Genomic DNA, 16,177 nt, shown 5'->3' on the forward strand with positions numbered 1-16,177 from the left:
AATGTTTATTAAATATCAAAATGATGTTTAATAGTATTAATAATTTTTCATAGGATAAAAATTAGAAGTATAAATATAATTATTTTATTCAATTTCCTCATATAGGTATATTTCATCTTTTGGCTTTAAACTCTTTAAAACACCTTCATTTTTTACAATTTCCCCTACAACGTTTGTACCTTCGAAAGTTTCCCCGGTAGGTCCATATTTATCACTACTACTAGTTCTAATTCCTGCATAGCCCTTGTATTTCTTAACCATGTTTGTAATAGCAATTTTATTTCCGTCTAATTTTTCTTTTGGCGTATTTTCAGGCAATAAAGCTTTTGCATACTCTAAATTTCTTTCAAACATCGCCATATCTTGGTGTTTAAAGTATGTCTTAAGAATACCTATTCTTTTTGTAGTTAATCCCGTTAATTTTCTAAAGTACCAAGCACTTTTTGGCGCTTTTTTGTCATATATCTTTATATGAAGTATATTATCAGGATTCACTGCTTTTAAGGTGACTTTTTTAGCATCTAAAAGGTCTAATGTATAATTAGGAGTTTGCTCTACAATTACTTTTTCGACATCTGAATTTGAGAAATCTTCTTTATTCTCTAATTCAATGTCATACTCGTTTAAAATTTTTAAAGCATCTTTTATGGATTTTCCAATTAAATTAATACGTTCAGGCTTAGAAATTGTTGTAACAATACCTTTTGTTGAAAAATTAATCAATTCTTGACCATCTACGACTTTTCCAACATTCGTATGTGATAATGAAGAAGTTCTGCTTTCTTTGTAAATGTATACTTTACCCATACCTACGCCAGTGTTTCTAACGGTTACAGTACCTTTTTCACGAGGTAAAGTATTTAAATCATCTATTTTTAAAGTTTGTAACCTTGAATCAGATATAAACGTGTTTGAACTTTGAGAAACTTCAATATATCCATTTTCAAAGATGGATAGGGCGTGTTCTGTTGTTTTAGCAGGACCTTTTAAGTTTAATTCACAGTATGTGTAAATTTCCCATCCATCTTCTATTATAGTATTTAAATCAGTTGTAACTTCGTAATCTACAGATTCTTTTGATTCTCTTAGTAAATCTATCGATATAATTTTATCAGAAGGTTTTAAATTAGCCAATTGTCTTTTTCCACCAATTAAAATTCCTAATTTAGGATTATGAAGACCATACGCTTCAGTATTATCTTTTCTCATGAATACTAGATGACCTTCTGATTTATCAAGACCCGAAATACTCAATAATACGTCCCAACGATCAAAGTCCGCTGATTCCGTATTTACATCTAAATCAATTGTTATGTTACCAAAAGCTACATCAGAAACTGATTTCCACCTTAAATTTTTATCTTCAAACTTTTTATAGTTTTTATTCCAAAAGTCAACTACTGGACTTTCCTCAGTTACTTTTAATATAAAAGCTCCTCCTGTAGTCTTTATCCTATATTTCATAGCACTTTCAGATATTTCCTGTTTAACTCCTTTAATTATGGCTATGTTTGAATTTTCAAGATAAGGTGCCCCTTCTATAACTTCTTTCAATTTTAAAGGGTTCTTAGATTCAAATTCCTTTTCAACGTTGTTTAATTTTATTTTAATTTTTTTATTTGCCATATTAATCGCTCCCAGATACTAAAAATAAACTTTAATAATTAAAAACATACTTTTTATATGATTCTTATGTAGGTATTACATAATTATATGTTTATATACTAATTTTATAATATATAGATTAGAATAAATGTTTAACTTAAATATTTTAAATAATCGCAATTTTCAATAAGAATATATAATTAAACATACATTGTTTATATAATAATATTATTTTGATATTAATTTATAAGTATCAACTGTATATTATATATATTATATAATAAATAATTATAGAAATAATTCTATTATACTATGTCTATTATATTAAAATCTAACTTGTTATTTGTAATACGTCAAATAACGGCAGTTAAGACTTTAAAATTAAATATATTAATATATTACTTTTATAATAATGTATATTAAAATTATAGTTATTTATCGGTGATAATAATGGATTCAAAAGAAAATAACAAAGTTATAACCTCAAAAGCTAAAAAAATACTCAGAAGTCAATCCCAAACTATAGAACCAGTTGTTTGGGTTGGAAAAGAAGGCGTTGAGAAGGTTATAGAAGAAGTAAGAAGGCAACTAAAAGATAAAAGCCTTATAAAAGTTAAAATCAGAAAAAGTGCAATAGAAGGCATGGAAAAGGACGAAATTGCCAAAATAATAACGGATTCGACAGATTCAGAAGTTGTTTCAATCGTAGGTAATGTTGTTACATTATTTAAGCCGAAAGAAGGCTGGAAAAAATACACGACTTGCAAACCAAAAACTGCTAAAACTGGAGATAAATATATTGAAGAATTCGAGAGTTTACGTTCAAGAAAACACCTTATGGATAGATAATTAATCAAATCCACTTTAAAATAAACTTTTTTTATAATATTTATTTTACTTTATTTACTTTATTTACTTTATTTACTTTACTTTATATAATGTATCGCATATTTTTATAAATTTTATTATTTTTATAAATTCTAAAACTATTATATCATTTTATAATTTAATTTTAAGTTTTTTAAAATATTTATAATAAAAAAGATTGGGTATATATTATTTTAATTATTTTAGATTAAACCATAATCTAAATTTTAAGTTATTAAAACGGCCAAATTAATGGCGTTACTGTTATTACCAATACTCCACAAATTAACTGTAATGGCCAGCCTGCTTTAAAGTAATCCTTGAATTTATAACCACCGGGCCCCAAAACTATCATATTTGGTGGCGTAGCAATTGGTGTAAGGAAACAAGCTGAAGCTGCCATAGCTATTGCTATCAATATTGGTTTAGCACTTACGTCAAACGCGTCTGCCAAAGCTAATCCTATTGGCATTACCAAAGCTGCTGTAGCAGTATTTGACATGAAGTTAGTAATTATTGCCGTTAATACGTATGTAACCGCCAATAAAGCCATTGGTGATGTAATATGCGCGACACATATGTTTGCAATCATTGCTGCCGCACCCGTATTTGTTAATGCAATACTTAATGACAACATACCTGCAAATAAGAATATAGTTGTCCAAGAAATACTATTAAACGCTTCTTGCATTGTTATACAGCCTGTTATAACTACTAAACAAGCTCCTAACATAAATGCTGTAGTAATTGGAATTACGTTGTAAACCGTTGCTAATAATACAAACAAGAATATAAGCATAGAAACCCACATTTTTTCTCGCCTATATACAATATCGCCTTCCTCAAATGTAGACTCAGAATCTGAATCAGGTAAAAATTTATGACCTATTATTGCGTAATACAAAATTCCTGCAACAAATAGTACAATACCCATCTGTGCAAAGTCAAAGAAACTTAATTGTGCCAATCCTGCCTGTTCTAACGTACTGTTTACAAGACCGTTTGGTGGCGTACCCACTAAAGTCATAGTACCGCCCAGAGAAGCTGCAAAAGCCATCGGCATCAATATTTTACCCGGTCGTATACTTGCCGAAGCACATATGCCCATTACAATAGGAATGAATACCGCAGTAGTTCCAGTATTTGATAAAAATGCTGACATTCCACCGACTGCTGTCATAACCAGTATTAATAATAAATTTTTATTTTTTCCTGCACCTTTAACGGTTAATTGTCCAACTTTATCTGCAAAGCCGGTTCTAAACACAGCGTCACCCAATATAAAAGCTGCCATGAACAATACTACCCATTTGTTTCCAAATTGGCTGAATGCGTCTGCACTCGATAGTATATCTATACCGGGAAAACTCAGCGCTACGGGTACTAACATCGCCGTTACCGCTAATGGTGCTGCTTCCGTAAAAAACATTGCTGCTGCAACTACTAAAATTATAAGTGTTAGTATTGCTTTTTCCTGATGAAAGTCGCCAATTTTTAAATCTTCGGTACTTTCTCCACTAAATGCGTATTTTGTGGCCCCTATGGCCAATAAAAATATTATAAAAAATACTATTGCTTTTTTCAAATTTACACCTCCTTTATTCTATACCATATGTCCATTTCACCTCAAATTTATAATTCAATTGAATAATAAAAATTATACGCCATCTTTTACAGTTTAATTATTTTGATTTATGTTTAATATTGTCTCTATTTTTATAATTTTATAGAGCGATATTTTTATATATTCCTATTTTGTTTCAAAAGTAAATATTAAATTAAATTTAAACCGTGTACTCTTCTTATATTTTAAATGCCCATAAATTCACGAAAATGCGAATTTTTTTTAAATTAATGGTTTTAAATTCACTTTTATAGCCTAAAACTTCGAAAATATTAATATTTCATATTTTAAATCTCAGAATAATAACAAAATTAATAATCTTAAGTATATTTCAATTTAAGAATATACGGATTAATTTATTACTAGCATACTTTAAAAGTAAGTTAGCAATCTAAAGATTTTAATTATAATAGTTACTATATTGAAGAAATTGTTTTGACATTTTTCGATACTATCCTCTGTAATCACCCCGGATTACAAATTCATAGCATAGAAAGATAACAAATTCAAAACAGAAAAATTAGCGACGTTTTAAAACATCTAATATAACATTGTACTAATAATATATATTATTATTTATTTAATTTTACCATTTTTATGAAATGTAGTTATAAAAATAATACTCAATAGATAAAAATTCTAAAATAGTAATATTACTAAAATAAAATATCTGAGATAGTATTATTATACCACAAATATTATAAATTTATATTTGTAAATTTATATATTTATAAATATAAATGAAAGAATTAAATATAATATTTAAAACTACAACTGAATTACATCGAAGTAAATCGAATTAAAAATCAAAAATAATAAACAAATATGATAATAGTTAATAAAAAATATAAAAATTAGTAATTATATTTAAAGTAGCTCGATTATGCTCTTGCTTCTTTAGCTTTAGGTCTTAAATTTGAGTAACCGCATTTTCTACATTTTGTAGCTTTCCAAGCATTTCTTGCGTTACATTTCATGCAAATCTTTTTTGTAAAAACTCTTTTTATAGCTTCGTCAAATGCCATAATTTCACCATTTAATTGTGTTTTATTCAATATCTATTATTATATCCAATTTTAAATTTGTTCAGACTTAAAATTCAAAATTATATGCTAAATCATAATTTATCATTGTTTATAATAAATATACACGTCCAATATAAATAAATATTGTATAACAATTGTATAGCAATATAATGTATAATAAATATCTTCATAGGTATTGTTTCATAAGATATTTAAACATTACCATTGTACTATATAAGCATTACTTAAAGTGTACCAATATTATTAATTTAGTAAGATATTATTCATTATGATATATAAATAATATTATATTATTAAAAATCAATAAAAGGTATTTTTGATTAAAAATTTATATTTATTATGTTTTTCGGTTATTTAACATCTTTTAAAAGCTCTTTTTGGAATTCAATAATTTCATCAGATGTTTTACCACAGTAAAAGTCCAATAATTTTTTATTTAATTCTATAAATGTGTGAGCCCACTTAAAACCATTTAAAAGTTTATAGGCTTCCTCTTTATAATCTGCAATATATAAAGTGGCTATTGTAGCTTCCAAAGTCGTAAGTTTGCAAGGTTTACCATAATTTACAGGATTTCCTGCAACTAAAAAAGGTAAACTACGTTGTGTTTTTGAATTTGTCTTTTTAAATACTTCTTCAGCTTGTTTCCAAGAGCAATCCAATGCCATAATCCCATTTTTTTCTACAATATCCCTATCTTCAAAAGATACTGTTTTCTCAGCGTAGGGGTTAAGTAATATGGCATTTCTCGGTAGTCTTCTAGGGTTTGTAAGTATTTTTGCATACCCCATCTTACCCATTTTTAAAGCAGTGCAACGTTTTGGGTCACATTGCTTAGCGTGATAAATGTATAAATTCATAAAATCCCTTATTAAGTGTATTATTAGATTATAAATCACCATATACTACTAAGATTAAGTTACTGATAAATTATAATAAATTGTATTTATTTTTATATTATGCATTATTTCTATTATAGATTACACATATTTAAAGAATTATATATATTATGTAGTATATCATTATTGTTAAACAATTGTAGGATTCATTAATATTTATATATTATATATTTATGAAGTATGCAAATTAAAATTTATATTAAATATATATTAAATATAATTGGTGCAAATATGGACATATTATCTAATAACACGAAATTAACCAAATCAAACGATTTTAAAAATAAAATAGGAAATTTAAATAATTTTAATTATAAAACTGCTTTTCTATTAAGCGGGGAACATATTGAATTACCATTTGCAGAATTAAAAGCACTTTTAGAACTTTATACGCAAGATAATTCAAAAAAAATAACCAATTCTGAAGGATTAAACATTCAAAAATATATCGAAGATAATTTATTTTGTAATTTTTCGGATAATGCAGTACATAACAAAGAAAACCCGAATAAGTCAAATTACGTCATATATGATGAAAATTTAAGTTGTGAAACTTTAGTTAAAATTATAAATAGAGCTGGTTATGTAAATGAAGCTCATAAAATACTTTATGAATCAGAATATTGTGAAGATAATGATATTAATGATTTAAACGTACTAAATGCAGATAATGTTATAAATAACATTTATGAATTGCTTGAAAATATGGAAATTCCTCAAATAAGCGGTTCTTTTGCAGTTAGGGTTCAAAAATTGTATAAAAGTAGCACTTTAAAAACTATGCCTATTGAAAGGCATATTGGAAGCATAATAAGCCAAAAAATGCAAGGAAATTTAAAAGTTAATTTAAAGAATCCTGACTGGATAGTTAAAGTTATGATATTAAAGGATAGAATTTATTTATCCCTAGTTGTGTCAAAAAGAGATGTCGAATATTTTGAGCATAATAGACCACATATGCGCGCTTATTTCCATCCTGGTTGTATATTACCAAAATTAGCCCGATGTATTGTTAATTTATCCCGGGTTAATGAAAATGATGTTTTATATGACCCATTTTGTGGAACGGGCGGTTTTTTAATAGAAGCGGGATTACTAGGCTGTAAATTAATAGGTAGTGATATAGACTATCAAATGGTGAATGGTACCAAATTAAATTTAGAAACATATGATTTAAACGATAAAGTAATTTGTATAAAGCAACTCGATGCAAATGAGGCTAAATCATACATTAACTCTTTGGAAATATCCAAAGTAGATTCTATGGTTACTGACCCACCTTATGGTATTTCCACATCTAAAAAAGGAGATATGTCTGAAATATTTGATAAATTATGTTTATTATTAAAAAAAGGCGGTTATATGTCCTTTGCAGCACCATGTATTATGGATTTAAATTTAGAATTGGTAGAATTGTATTCTATAAAAGTACATAAGAGTTTAACTAGATATATTCACGTTTATAAAAAATTAGAGTAATTTTAGCCCAATAGTACAATTCTTCTAATTATATACATTTTTTATACATTTTCATTTAAGATTAATTTCTATTTTAAAATATAATTTAAAGTTTTAAAAAATTATAAATAAAACTATAGCATATTAATTATACCAAATAGTAATAATTTACATAATCATATAATTTACATATTTACATATATACAAACGTCATATTATAGCGTATTATAAAGTTTATAATAGTTTCTATGTTTACATTATGATTAGGAACACTATTAAAGACAGTTTCTAATGGAGGGTGTGATAACATGAAAATCATAGTTGTAGGGGGAGGAACCTCCGGAATACTTTCAGCATTAGCCCTTGGAAAAGAAGGTCACGAAGTATTAGTACTTGAAAAAAACGATAAAATCGGAGGATTATGCCGAAGTGAAACTATTGACGGGTACACCGTGGATATTGGAGTTCATGCAATAACCATGCTAAATAACGGACCATTAACTAGACTTTTGGATAAATATTCGCAGTATCTTCCAAATTTCAAACCTTATGGAGAATATTATATTAGAACAGACCAACTTCATAAGATACCAGTTTCTATGCATGAATGGATGACTACCGCCGTAATACCTCATAAAGATAAACTATTAGTTACTTCAAAAATTATAGACCTTATGACTGTTGGATTCGATAAGGAAGCTTCAGTATGTGATATTGTTAAAGATTTAAATCTTAGTGAACCTACTTTGGAATTTTTTGACACATTTTCATACTTCCTAAGTGGTGAAGGAATGGATAAAACGCCCCTTTGGAGATTATTCACCGGTGCAGGTTACATTCCAGAAGATGATATAATTCCATTCATATATAATGATTTAAGGATAAATCCATTACGTAAATCAATTTCCAAGAAATTTGATTCTGGAAGACTTTGGAATATGGTGGATGATGGATTATTAAAATCAATTAAAAATAAATCAAAAAAATATATTACTAAATTTATGGGTGAGGCCAGATTTGGTAGCCAAGGCTATCCAATGGGCGGAGTTCAATCCATTTGCAATTGTGTATGCAATTCTATGATAAATACAACTTTAAAAACCAATGAAGAAGTTTTAAAAATCACTCAAGAAGAAAATACGTATTATGTATATACTAAAAACGATATTTATAAAGCAGATGTCATAATTTATTCTGCGCCTGCTGTTACAATCCCTAATGTTGTTAAAAATGTTGAAGAAGTAAATAGTTATAATGAAAAATTCAAAAATATCAAATTTTCAGAATCTACTACCATATGGGTTGGTGATGAAGAAAATTACTTCCCATACATTGGTTCTGAAGTTTGGGTCGATTATCCATGTTGGGCTACAACTACATCAAATTATGACCCATGGCTTGCTCCAAAAGGAAAACATTTAATGGGTTTCTCATTTGTAAATAGCAAAGAAGAAGATGCAATAATTTCAATTGAAAATAAATTAAATATTAATCTTGATAAGGTTGATATGCTACATATTCAGAAAACAATCCCTGAACACGCCTCTTGTGCAATAGACCAGTTCTTTGTATACCCTAAAGTTAAAAATAACTTCTATGTGGTAGGTACTGATTCAGACCCTCGTAGTATGGGCGTAACTAGGGCATCTTACTCTGTTGAAATGATGCTTTCTGAATTCAAAAACACCTATCAAAATAATTTGCCACCTAAATTATAATATAACAATATTTATATTTTTTAATATTATAGAAAAGTTTAAAAATGTTTAAATATATCTTACTGTATTCGTATATTATTCGTATATTTTTGAAATTAATAAAGATAACTTATTTAATATCTGTTTTAGAATTTTAAAAATAATTAAAAGTACCCGAAAAGTACCGAATATAAACAAAATTTTACATTAATTTAAACTGGTGAAAATTTGAAAAGAGTTTTAGATGAAACATTGGAAAGTTCCCCCATAATCAAAAGAGGAGAGTATAACTACTTCATACATCCTATAGCTGACGGTGTGCCTTTATTCACATCCGATTTATTGAGAGATGTTGCTACAAGAACAATTAAAAAAATAGATACCAACATTGACAAAATAGTAACTGCAGAAGCTATGGGTATCCCTATTGCTACAGCTATTTCAATGTCAACAGACATTCCTTACGTAGTTATGAGAAAAAGACAGTATTTCTTAGAAGGAGAAGTTCCTGTTCATCAAGAAACCGGATACAGTAAAGGAGAATTGTATTTAAACGGTGTTCAGAAAGGGGATAGAGTTACAATCGTAGACGATGTTTTATCAACAGGTGGGACATTAATTGCAGTTATTAGAGCTCTCGAAAGAGCTGGCGCTGAAATAGTAGATATTGTTTGCGTAATTGAAAGAGGGGACGGAAAAGCAAAAGTTAAAGAAGTAACTGGCTACGATGTGCAAACTTTAGTTAAAATAGAAGTTACAGAAAACGGTGTAGTAATTTTAGAATCAAAATAATTATTTAAAACATTATATTTATATAAATTCTAATTTATTTTTAATTAATCTATTATATTTTTATTATATTTTTATTATTTTTAGAATAACTCTATTTTTATAATATATCAAATATTTTAGTTATTTTAAGTATTTTAAGTATTTTAAACAATATTTGACTATTTGACTATTTGACTATTTAACTTTTTAATTCACCAAATATTTATATCAAAAATCAAATAATTTAATATATAAATAGTAGGTGATACTATGGAAGCCATTTTTGAAAGAAGGAGCATAAGAAAATATCTTGAAAAGCCGATATCAAAAGAATTAATTCTTGATTTGCTAAAAGCAGGTATGTATGCCCCTACCGCATGTAATCAACGACCTTGGGAGTTTTTAGTAATTGATAACCCCGAAACTCTGTTAAAAATTACAGAAGTTCACCCATATTCTCAAATGCTGAAGGAAGCTCCGGTTTGTATTGCGGTTTGTTGCAATAAAGACAGAACTAATAAAATAGGAGACCCATTTTGGGACCAAGATTGTGCGGCAGCTACAGAAAATATATTGCTTGAGGCACAAGATAAAGGGTTAGGTGCAGTTTGGTTAGGTGTTTATCCAAAAGAAAATCTTATGAACGATTTGAAAAGAATTTTAGGAATTCCTGAAAACGTAATACCTTTTGCATTGATTTCATTAGGATATCCTGCGGAAAAACCAGAATATGTTGAGAAATTTGACAGTTCTAGAGTTTACTATAATGATTGGAAACATAGGTACTAATAATACCTGTAAAAAAATAAAATTAAAACTAAAAATAAAAATAAAAAATAAAAAATAAAAAATTATAATTAATTAAAATAAAATAAAAAATATATATTTATTATTTTAAAGAATTAGTGATGTAATCACCTAATTCTTCGATTTTTAATCTTTTTTGACTTCTTTCATCCCTTTCACGGATTGTAACGGTTCCACTATCTAAAGATTCACCATCAACGGTGATACAGAACGGAGTACCTACTTCATCCATTCTTAAATATCTTCTACCGATAGCACCACTATCATCATATTCTGCTATTATTCCAGAATTTCTAAGCGTTTCTTCGATTTCTTTTGCAATGATTGGCATTTGTTCCTTATTTACCAATGGGAAAACACCTGCTTTGATAGGTGCTACAGTTGGTGCCAATTTCATGAATGTTCTATCTTCTTCTTCGTTGAAAGAGTGTTCAATAACAAAGTAAGTTATTCTATCAACACCGTAGGACGGCTCGATAACGTGAGGAATTACCTTTTCTCCAGTTATCTTCTTAGTTACTTTTTTAGCGCCGATATATTCGCTTGTTAATTCGAATTCTTTATCATCTTCTGCTTTTAATACGTATTTATTGCCTTTTTCTGCATTTTCGATGTCTGAAACCATTTCTTCGATTTCTTTATAGTCCATCTCTGAAATCAATTTTTGAATTATTTTTGAATCTCCTTTAAAGGTTTTTCCCAATGCTTTAAAGTTTAATTCAATATCAAAAGTCTCAATTTCCTTAGGTTCTGCATATTCTACAAATACGCTTAAATCTTCACCACTTGTAGCCATATGTGATTTTAAATCGTAATCGGTTCTATCTGCTACCCCTACACATTCAACCCATCCAAATCTATCGGAATAAAGTTCTGCATCCCAACAATCTGAAGCGTAATGCGCCATTTCGTTTGGTAAATGTTGTCTAAATCTCATTTTGTTTGCGTCAATTCCCACGTCAAGTAAGAAATTAGCAGTTACTGAAATAAAGTACGCAATAGCTTTGTTTTTTACAATACCTTTTTCTACAGCTTCGCCCAAAGTCATTTTAACGATTTTTTCTTCTGCAGATAATGTGTCATCTTCTTGGTTTTTTGAAGGCAATAATGGTAAAACCATATCTTTTACACGCTCGAACTTCTCATAGTTCTTTTTATCAGGGTGTATAAAAAATTCAGCTTCTGCTTGGCTAAATTCCCTAAGTCTTATAACTCCCTGTCTTGGTGAAATCTCATTTCTGTATGATTTACCAATTTGGACAGCTCCAAACGGTAATTTATTTCTAAAAAACTGATTTATTCTTTTAAATTGGATAAATATACCTTGTGCAGTTTCAGGTCTCATAAAAGCTACTCTTTTACCACTTGGACCAATTGAAGTTTTAAACATTAAGTTAAAGGTATCAACGTCTTTAAATTCGCCACCACATAATGGACATTTTATATTATTTTCAACGATTAACGCCTGTAATTCTTCGAGTGTCTTACCTTCTGTATCGATATCTACGTTTTCCTCGATTATGTGGTCTGCTCTGAATGATTCATTACATTCTTTACATTGTACCAAGGGGTCTGTAAAGTTATCAACGTGTCCAGATGCCTTTAAAACTTCATAAGGGTTTATTGTAGGCCCCTCTATCTCGTAAAATCCTTCATTAATAATATAATGCTTTCTCCAAGTATTTACAATATTATTCTTTAAAATTGCACCTAATGGACCGTAATCAAAGAAACCTGCAATTCCTCCGTAAATTTCAAAGGAATTCCATAAATAACCTCTTCTTTTAATTAAATCCATTATTTTATTATATTTTTCATTTTTATCTATTTTTTCCATTTAATCACCAATTATTAAAAATTAGATTAAATCAACTTGATTAATATTATACTTTTATCAGAATTAATAAACTCATTAAAATTAATAGAATAATTTATTATATTTTCTATTATAGTTTATAGTATAATTTCCTATTGTTATATTTGTTTATTATATTTGTTTATATTATTTAATTATAACATTTACCTCTACAACATACCTATGAATCTTAATTTTCTATTTTAGCCAGGATTATTACAAAAGTATTGTTTTATTAGACAAAATTCTATCAATTAAATAAATAAATAATGCTGACGCCATTAAATCTGCAGTAGTCCCAGGATTTAATTTATTTGATTCTTGTGATAAATAAGTGTCAAAATCCAAAATTACAGTTCTATTGCCAGTTTTTTTAAAGTTTTCTAGGGTTTCTTTTGCCTTTTCAGAAACTAACTTTGAAACTTCGATACCTTTTTTCCTTGCTATTAATGTATCAGGATATTTTGAAAGAATTTCCAAAAATGTAAGAGTTACAGCTTCGTGTATTTCGTTATTTTTTTCATAATTATTCTTTAAAAGTTCGTAACCTTCGTAAGATATTTTAAAATTGGAAACCCATTCTTTAGAAATCGTATCCCATTCTTTAGAAATATTATAAACATCGTACAAGTTTAAATTCTTCTCGACAAGTTCTTTTTTTGAATCGTCATTTTTAACGTCTGGACCCTCTTCTGGAGGATTAACATAAGCCATTCCAATTTCTATTGCTTCGTATACGGCTATTGCATCATTTACCGTCGTATTACTTGTAATATATTCTGTCCATTTTTTTAAATCTTCTAAATTAAACTCTCCTAGTTTTGAAGCTGCCATTGCAATTGGAGTATGTAACATTATAATACCCAGATTTGCGTTGGAAGGTGACCATTTTACAGACTCGATTACCGCCTCTTTTATGGCTTTACCAACATTTATTTGAAAATTATTGGATTCTTTTAAATCGGAATTTGAATTTGAATTTGAATTTAACTTTATACTTACATCCAAGTCTTTAAACCTGTTTGAAACGGAATATATTGCATTTCCAAAAGCTATTCCTGAAGTTATAAAATGATGATATTTTATATCGTGATAATCACGAGTTCGATGAACGTTTCCAGGTTTAAAACTACTTACTTCCAGGCAACAAGCCATCTGTGATGCTTTCATAATATCAAAAGGATTCATTAGTATACACCCATTAATCAATTTATATTAATTTTATCCGTATTACATACTTAATTTATATTACATTTATATTAATTTTTATCAATTGTATATGAACGTAATTCATAATAAAAGTATTAATCTTTATTTAATTTATTTAAATAACACACTGTTTTATTATAAAATATTTGGTAAAAATTATAAAAAAGTATAAAAAATTACAAACGATGTATAAAAGTAATATAGTAATAGGTAAAAATACATATCTTTAAATATATCATAGTTACTATAATATAATATATAATATAATATATCATATGATATAGTATTTAGAATAGTAAAAATTTAAAATAGGATAATTACAAAATCACACAAAATAATTAATTATAAAATATGGGTAACTATGAAAACAAAGAAAAAAGAACTTATGGAATACTTAATACTTTACCACATCCGTGAAAAGCCATATCATGGCTATAAATTAATTTGTGATATTTCAGAAGATATTGGAGTACCTAAAGTGTCACCAAGCTTCGTATATCCGGTTTTATCAAGATTTACTAAGAAAAAGTACATAAAAGTAATTTTACATGACGATAAAAAAGTTTATGAAATTACCGATTTGGGTTTAGAATATCTAAAAGAAAATTCCGAAAAATTAGAAAAAATTCTAAAAATTAAAGATGATATTCGAGAATTTCACCTATCGGGCGGGGAAAAACTACATGATGTATTAAATGTACTTCACTCAGAATACTCAAAGCTTGACTCCGAATCCAAAAGAAAAATAGGTACTTGTATGATAAACTTTTCAAATGAACTGGAAAAAATAATTTATGAATATAAATTAAATCAAAATTATAAAAAATAAGGTTTAAAAGGGGGGAAATTATGGAAACAGAAGGTGTAACTAATTTATTAGGAGACCCTAAAAAAGCAATTCTTAAAATATCTACACCCTTGATAGTTGCTATGTTAATTCAGACGTTATATAACTTAGTAGATACCATATGGGTTGCAGGCCTAGGTGACAGCGCACTTGCTGCTGTAGGGGTATTTTTCCCATTCTTCTTCATACTAATGGCAGTATCCAATGGTGTTGGTGTTGGTGCTAGTTCTGCTATATCTAGACGTATTGGTCAAAATAACCGGGAAAAAGCGTCGGTAATAGCCGAGCAAAGTATAATACTATCATTCGTAATTGGTATATTGGTAATGGTTACTATACCGTTCTTAAAAGCTATGTTCATAGGGTTGGGATTTGAAGAAGATGTCGCAAATCTTGCTTATGATTATGGTAGCATTATGATTATAGGCTCTGTGATATTATTCTTCACCAATATGGGTTCTGCAATACTTAGGGGAGAAGGAAACACTAAAAAACCAATGTATGCCATAGTTGTTGGTTCCATTATAAATATAATACTTGACCCTATCTTTATATATGTACTAGGCTGGGGAATTAAAGGTGCTGCGATTGCGACAGTTATTTCAATGTTAATTACTGCACTGCTATTTGCATATTGGATATTTATTAGCAAAAACAACTATGTAAACATGAAATTCTCAAAAGATAGAATAATACCCGAATATTCTGTATACACAGAAATATTTAAAGTTGGAATACCTGCATCACTTGCTCAAATTTCAATGTCACTATCAATGTTTGCTATGAATTATATTATTGCAATTGTAGGAGGTACTGCAGGGATTGCGATATACTCTACAGGTTGGAGAATAGTATCTTTGGGGGTTATCCCACTTCATGCTATTGCCGCGGGTGTTGTAGCGGTTGCAGGTGCTGCATATGGTGCATGTAATCCAGAAAAAATTGAAGAAGCCTACAAATATGCAATAAAATTTGCAGTAGTTTGTGAAACAGTTGTGGCAGTTGTAATATTACTATTAACACCCCAAATTGCGTATTTATTTACCTATTCAGAAGGTTCTGCGCATTTGTACGATGGAATAGTATCCTTTATGAAATATATGTTCTTATTCTACCCTGTTGTACCATTGGGTATGCTAACATCTGCAATGTTCCAGGGGATAAACAAAGCACGTTATTCATTAATATTGACGATATTTAGAGCTATTGTAATGCAGTTAGTAGCCGCATATATATTTGCATTCGTATTAGGTTATGGATTAGAAGGCATATGGATGGGAATAATTGCTGGAAACGGAATATCTGTAATAATAATGTACCTCATAGGAATCCGCGTAATAAATAAATTAAAAAATACGTTGACTAAAAAGAATGTTGAATTTTAATAAATACTAAATTATAAAATACTTATAAAATACTTATAAAATACTTTTTTTTATTAATTTTTTATTAATTATATATCAATTTTTAGAAATATTAAAATTAAAAATAG

At 28.2% G+C, this 16,177-nt stretch carries 13 protein-coding genes; 7 read left to right on the forward strand and 6 right to left on the reverse strand.

Features of this window, described 5'->3' with window-relative positions; genetic code table 11:
* Positions 1-84: 84 nt before the first annotated feature.
* Entirely contained in the window at positions 85-1,626 is a 1,542-nt protein-coding gene (gene mmp3 / locus M2325_RS06140) for a methyl-coenzyme M reductase-associated protein Mmp3 (RefSeq protein WP_259052099.1), read from the reverse strand.
* A 429-nt stretch (positions 1,627-2,055) separates the two neighbouring features.
* Here mmp3 and yhbY point away from each other — a divergent pair, with 429 nt between their 5' ends.
* Positions 2,056-2,454 carry a ribosome assembly RNA-binding protein YhbY gene (yhbY, locus tag M2325_RS06145; RefSeq protein ID WP_209591243.1) on the forward strand — a complete coding sequence of 133 codons (399 nt, stop codon included), beginning with the start codon at positions 2,056-2,058 and terminating at the stop codon, positions 2,452-2,454.
* A gap of 253 nt (positions 2,455-2,707) precedes the next feature.
* Here the strand turns inward: yhbY and M2325_RS06150 are convergent, their stop codons facing one another.
* The 3 genes from M2325_RS06150 to M2325_RS06160 form a co-directional block, all read right to left on the reverse strand.
* Complete coding sequence (locus tag M2325_RS06150; RefSeq protein ID WP_259052108.1) at positions 2,708-4,057, reverse strand: SLC13 family permease; 1,350 nt, start codon at positions 4,055-4,057, stop codon at positions 2,708-2,710.
* A 920-nt stretch (positions 4,058-4,977) separates the two neighbouring features.
* A complete protein-coding gene (locus M2325_RS06155) occupies positions 4,978-5,121 on the reverse strand; it encodes a 50S ribosomal protein L40e (protein ID WP_013180947.1) in 144 nt (47 codons plus the stop codon).
* Between the two features lie 371 nt (positions 5,122-5,492).
* The gene (locus tag M2325_RS06160) at positions 5,493-6,002 is read right to left on the reverse strand and encodes a DUF367 family protein (protein ID WP_259052110.1); all 510 of its coding nucleotides are present in this window, start codon (positions 6,000-6,002) and stop codon (positions 5,493-5,495) included.
* Positions 6,003-6,272: 270 nt separating this feature from the next.
* Here M2325_RS06160 and M2325_RS06165 point away from each other — a divergent pair, with 270 nt between their 5' ends.
* The 4 genes from M2325_RS06165 to M2325_RS06180 all read left to right on the forward strand — a co-directional run bounded on the left by M2325_RS06165 (position 6,273) and on the right by M2325_RS06180 (position 10,756).
* Entirely contained in the window at positions 6,273-7,520 is a 1,248-nt protein-coding gene (locus tag M2325_RS06165; RefSeq protein ID WP_209591247.1) for a THUMP domain-containing protein, read from the forward strand.
* 287 nt (positions 7,521-7,807) lie between these two features.
* Positions 7,808-9,217, forward strand: coding sequence for an FAD-dependent oxidoreductase (locus M2325_RS06170; RefSeq protein ID WP_209631840.1), 1,410 nt, complete (start codon positions 7,808-7,810; stop codon positions 9,215-9,217).
* Between the two features lie 207 nt (positions 9,218-9,424).
* The gene (gene hpt, locus M2325_RS06175; RefSeq protein WP_209591251.1) at positions 9,425-9,988 is read left to right on the forward strand and encodes a hypoxanthine/guanine phosphoribosyltransferase; all 564 of its coding nucleotides are present in this window, start codon (positions 9,425-9,427) and stop codon (positions 9,986-9,988) included.
* Positions 9,989-10,237: 249 nt separating this feature from the next.
* Positions 10,238-10,756 carry a nitroreductase family protein gene (locus M2325_RS06180; protein WP_209591253.1) on the forward strand — a complete coding sequence of 173 codons (519 nt, stop codon included), beginning with the start codon at positions 10,238-10,240 and terminating at the stop codon, positions 10,754-10,756.
* Positions 10,757-10,856: 100 nt separating this feature from the next.
* Here the strand turns inward: M2325_RS06180 and glyS are convergent, their stop codons facing one another.
* Both glyS and M2325_RS06190 read right to left on the reverse strand, forming a co-directional pair.
* Positions 10,857-12,611: a glycine--tRNA ligase gene (gene glyS / locus M2325_RS06185; protein ID WP_209591255.1), complete on the reverse strand. Its 1,755-nt coding sequence runs from the start codon at positions 12,609-12,611 to the stop codon at positions 10,857-10,859.
* Between the two features lie 234 nt (positions 12,612-12,845).
* Complete coding sequence (locus M2325_RS06190; protein ID WP_209591257.1) at positions 12,846-13,817, reverse strand: triphosphoribosyl-dephospho-CoA synthase; 972 nt, start codon at positions 13,815-13,817, stop codon at positions 12,846-12,848.
* Between the two features lie 382 nt (positions 13,818-14,199).
* On the opposite strand from M2325_RS06190, the gene M2325_RS06195 reads away from it, so the two are divergent.
* Positions 14,200-14,667, forward strand: coding sequence for a PadR family transcriptional regulator (locus M2325_RS06195; RefSeq protein WP_209591259.1), 468 nt, complete (start codon positions 14,200-14,202; stop codon positions 14,665-14,667).
* A gap of 20 nt (positions 14,668-14,687) precedes the next feature.
* On the forward strand, positions 14,688-16,070 hold the full coding sequence (locus tag M2325_RS06200; RefSeq protein ID WP_209591260.1) for an MATE family efflux transporter: 1,383 nt from the start codon (positions 14,688-14,690) through the stop codon (positions 16,068-16,070).
* The last annotated feature ends 107 nt before the right edge of the window (positions 16,071-16,177 follow it).

This window comes from Methanococcus voltae PS, from assembly GCF_024807035.1.
Lineage (GTDB): Archaea > AGJL01 > Methanococci > Methanococcales > Methanococcaceae > Methanococcus > Methanococcus voltae.

What these genes read in the sequence shown, in the direction of transcription:
- mmp3 (WP_259052099.1), bottom strand. Translation starts at nt 1,626, where the DNA reads ATGGCAAATAAAAAAATTAAAATAAAATTAAACAACGTTGAAAAGGAA.
- yhbY (WP_209591243.1), top strand. Translation starts at nt 2,056, where the DNA reads ATGGATTCAAAAGAAAATAACAAAGTTATAACCTCAAAAGCTAAAAAA.
- M2325_RS06155 (WP_013180947.1), bottom strand. Translation starts at nt 5,121, where the DNA reads ATGGCATTTGACGAAGCTATAAAAAGAGTTTTTACAAAAAAGATTTGC.
- M2325_RS06160 (WP_259052110.1), bottom strand. Translation starts at nt 6,002, where the DNA reads ATGAATTTATACATTTATCACGCTAAGCAATGTGACCCAAAACGTTGC.
- M2325_RS06165 (WP_209591247.1), top strand. Translation starts at nt 6,273, where the DNA reads ATGGACATATTATCTAATAACACGAAATTAACCAAATCAAACGATTTT.
- M2325_RS06170 (WP_209631840.1), top strand. Translation starts at nt 7,808, where the DNA reads ATGAAAATCATAGTTGTAGGGGGAGGAACCTCCGGAATACTTTCAGCA.
- M2325_RS06180 (WP_209591253.1), top strand. Translation starts at nt 10,238, where the DNA reads ATGGAAGCCATTTTTGAAAGAAGGAGCATAAGAAAATATCTTGAAAAG.
- glyS (WP_209591255.1), bottom strand. Translation starts at nt 12,611, where the DNA reads ATGGAAAAAATAGATAAAAATGAAAAATATAATAAAATAATGGATTTA.
- M2325_RS06190 (WP_209591257.1), bottom strand. Translation starts at nt 13,817, where the DNA reads ATGAATCCTTTTGATATTATGAAAGCATCACAGATGGCTTGTTGCCTG.
- M2325_RS06195 (WP_209591259.1), top strand. Translation starts at nt 14,200, where the DNA reads ATGAAAACAAAGAAAAAAGAACTTATGGAATACTTAATACTTTACCAC.
- M2325_RS06200 (WP_209591260.1), top strand. Translation starts at nt 14,688, where the DNA reads ATGGAAACAGAAGGTGTAACTAATTTATTAGGAGACCCTAAAAAAGCA.